Raw genomic sequence first — 3,196 nt, forward strand, 5'->3', positions numbered from 1 at the left:
CTCCGACGAGGGCTCGTTCTGGTCGGTCGTCAAGAAGGGCGCCGAGCAGGCGTCCAAGGACGAGGGCGTCAAGCTCGTCTGGAGCCCGTCGAACAACGACCCGCAGAAGGAGGCGCAGCTCATCGACGCCGCCGTGTCCCAGAAGGTCGACGGCCTCGCCGTCTCGGTGCCCAACGCCGACGCGATCAAGGGCTCGCTGGCCAAGGCCAAGGCCGCCGGCATCCCGATCATCACGCTGAACTCGGGCGCCGATCAGTTCCAGGAGCTCGGCGCGATCACCCACGTCGGCCAGACCGAGGAGATCGCCGGCGAGGCCGCGGGCAAGAAGCTCAAGGACGCGGGCGTCAAGAAGGTGCTCTGCGTCATCCACGAGCAGAACAACATCGGCCTGCAGCAGCGCTGCGACGGCGTCAAGAAGGGCTTCGGCGGCCCGGTGACCAATCAGCAGGTCAAGGGCACCGAGGACATCGCCACCACGCAGACCGAGATCAAGTCCAAGCTGCAGGCGGACAAGTCGTTCGACGGCGTCATCGCGCTGAACCCGGACATCGCGTCGGCCGCGGTGACGGCGGTCAAGGGCGCGAGCTCGAGCGCGAAGATCGCGACGTTCGACCTCACGCCGAACGTGATCAAGGACATCAAGGCGGGGACCGTGCTGTTCGCGGTCGACCAGCAGCAGTACCTGCAGGGCTACCTGCCGATCGTGTTCCTGAAGCTGTTCAAGGTCAACGCCAACACGGTCGGCGGCGGCCTGCCGGTGCTCACGGGCCCGGGCTTCGTCGACAAGTCCAACGCGGCGACAGTCGAGAAGCTGGCGGCCGCCGGAACGCGATGAGCGCGACGGCCACCGCTCCGCCTCCCCAGCCGCTCGCCGACGAGCGGCTGGCCAAGATCAGCACGACCGCCCGCCTTATGCGGCGCCCCGAGATCGGGGCGCTGCTGGCGGCGGTCGTCGTGGCGATCTTCTTCTGGACCCAGAACTCGCTGTTCCTGAAGCTCGACGGCATCTCCAACTGGACCGACGTCGCCTCGACGATCGGCATCCCGGCGGTGGTCGTCGCGCTGCTGATGATCGGCGGCGAGTTCGACCTGTCGGCCGGCGTCATGACCGGCTCGGCGGGCCTGATGATGGGCATCCTCGCCACCGAGGTCGACATGAACATCTGGCTGGCGATCGTGCTCACGCTGATCGCCGCCACGGCCGTCGGGTTCCTCAACGGCTACATGGTCATGAGGACGAAGCTGCCCAGCTTCATCGTGACCCTGGCGACGTTCTTCATCCTGCAGGGCGTCAACCTCGGCGTGACGAAGGCGATCACGCAACAGGTCTCGGTCAGCGGCATCGACACCGCCACCGGCTACGACAGCGCCAACAAGATCTTCGGCGGGAGCTTCTGGAGCCCGCACGACTTCCGCATCACCGTGCTGTGGTGGATCGCGATCACGGCGCTGGCGACCTGGACGCTCGCGCGCACGCGCGTGGGCAACTGGATCTTCGGCGTGGGCGGCGACGCCAACGCCGCGCGCAACGTCGGCGTCCCCGTGCAGCGCGTGAAGATCGGGCTGTTCATGACGACGTCGTTCGTCTGTGCGCTGACGGGCATCATGATCGCGCTGCGGCTGGCGTCGACGCAGGCCGGCCAGGGCGTGGGCGACGAGTTCCAGTTCATCATCGCCGCGGTCGTCGGCGGCTGCGTGCTGACCGGCGGCTTCGGCTCGGCCATCGGCGCCGCGCTGGGCGCGCTGATCATCGGGATGGCGTTCATCGGGATCCAGTTCTCGGGCTGGAACACCGATTGGCGCTTCCTGTTCCTCGGCGTGATCCTGCTGGTCGCCGTCCTCGTCAACAACTACATCCGCAAGCGCGCGGAGGGGGCTCGGCGATGAGTGCGACCACCAACGGCACGCCTCTGCTCGAGGTCCGCAACGTCTCGAAGTACTTCGGCAACGTCGTCGCGCTGAAGGACATCAGCGTGTCGGTGGGCGCTCACCAGGTGACGTGCGTCCTGGGCGACAACGGCGCCGGGAAGTCGACGTTCATCAAGATCCTCTCGGGCGTGCACCGCCACGACGAGGGCGAGCTCCTCGTCGAGGGCGAGGACACGACGTTCGGCTCCCCGCGCGAGGCCAAGGAGCGCGGCATCGCGACGGTCTTCCAGGACCTGGCGACGGTGCCGTTGATGTCGATCTGGCGCAACTTCTTCCTCGGCTCGGAGCCGACGAAGAGCCTGGGTCCGCTGCGGTGGATCGACGTCAAGGCCGCGCAGAACGTCATGGTGGGCGAGCTGCGCAAGATGGGCATCGACGTTCGCGATCCCGACCAGCCGGTCGGGACGCTGTCGGGCGGCGAGCGTCAGGCGGTGGCCATCGCGCGCGCCGTCTACTTCGGGGCCAAGGTCTTGATCCTCGATGAGCCGACGTCGGCGCTCGGCGTCAAGCAGTCGGGCGTCGTGCTGCGCTACGTCGCCCAGGCGCGCGACCGCGGGCTCGGCGTCATCTTCATCACCCACAACCCGCACCACGCCTACCCGGTCGGCGATCGCTTCGTGATCCTCAACCGCGGCAGGCTGCTCGGCGACTGGAAGAAGGGCGAGATCAGCCGCGACGAGCTCGTCAAGCAGATGTCCGGGGGCGCCGAGCTCGACGCCCTCGAGCACGAGCTCGGACGCCCGCTCGATCAGCCGGCGGTGTCGTGACGACCGCTCCCGTCACATCGGCGGCACCGGCGAGCACCGGCGCCGCTCGCCGGCGCATCGGCGTGGGCCTGGTCGGCTTCGGCTGGCTGGGCCAGGCCCACAGCCGATCGCTGCAGCGCATCCCGACGCTGTTCGCCGAGCGCGAGTTCGATCCGGAGCTGGTGATCTGCAGCGACGCGGTCCCGGCGCGCGTCGACGAGGCGGTCGGCTCGTTCGGCTACGCGCGCGGGACGACCGACTGGCGGGCGGTGATGGAGGACCCCGCGGTCGACGTCGTGTTCATCGCGGCGCCGAACATGCTCCACCTCGAGCTCATCGAGGCCGCGGCGCAGGCCGGCAAGCACGTCTTCTGCGAGAAGCCGGTGGGCGGGACGCCCGAGCAGACGGTGCGCGCCGAGCGCGCGGCCCGGCGCGCCGGCGTGACCACCGGCGTGGGCTACAACTACCGCTGGGCGCCGCTCGTGCGCTACGCGTCGCGGCTGATCGCCGACGGGCGGCTG

4 protein-coding genes are annotated in these 3,196 nt (G+C 69.0%); all 4 read left to right on the forward strand.

What is annotated here, in order from left to right; genetic code table 11:
* The coding region (locus VNT50_RS08790; RefSeq protein ID WP_325484737.1) for a sugar ABC transporter substrate-binding protein at nucleotides 1-835 on the forward strand (835 nt) is incomplete at its 5' end.
* Entirely contained in the window at nucleotides 832-1,887 is a 1,056-nt protein-coding gene (locus tag VNT50_RS08795) for an ABC transporter permease (RefSeq protein ID WP_325484738.1), read from the forward strand. The genes VNT50_RS08790 and VNT50_RS08795, both read left to right, overlap by 4 nt.
* Nucleotides 1,884-2,696, forward strand: a complete 813-nt coding sequence (locus VNT50_RS08800) for an ATP-binding cassette domain-containing protein (protein ID WP_325484739.1) — start codon at nucleotides 1,884-1,886, stop codon at nucleotides 2,694-2,696. Before VNT50_RS08795 ends, VNT50_RS08800 begins: the two co-directional genes overlap by 4 nt.
* A partial coding sequence (locus VNT50_RS08805; RefSeq protein ID WP_325484740.1) for a Gfo/Idh/MocA family protein occupies nucleotides 2,693-3,196 on the forward strand: 504 nt, incomplete at its 3' end. The genes VNT50_RS08800 and VNT50_RS08805, both read left to right, overlap by 4 nt.

Origin of the sequence: Microbacterium sp. (genome assembly GCF_035554235.1) — a bacterium.
GTDB lineage: Bacteria > Actinomycetota > Actinomycetes > Actinomycetales > Microbacteriaceae > Microbacterium.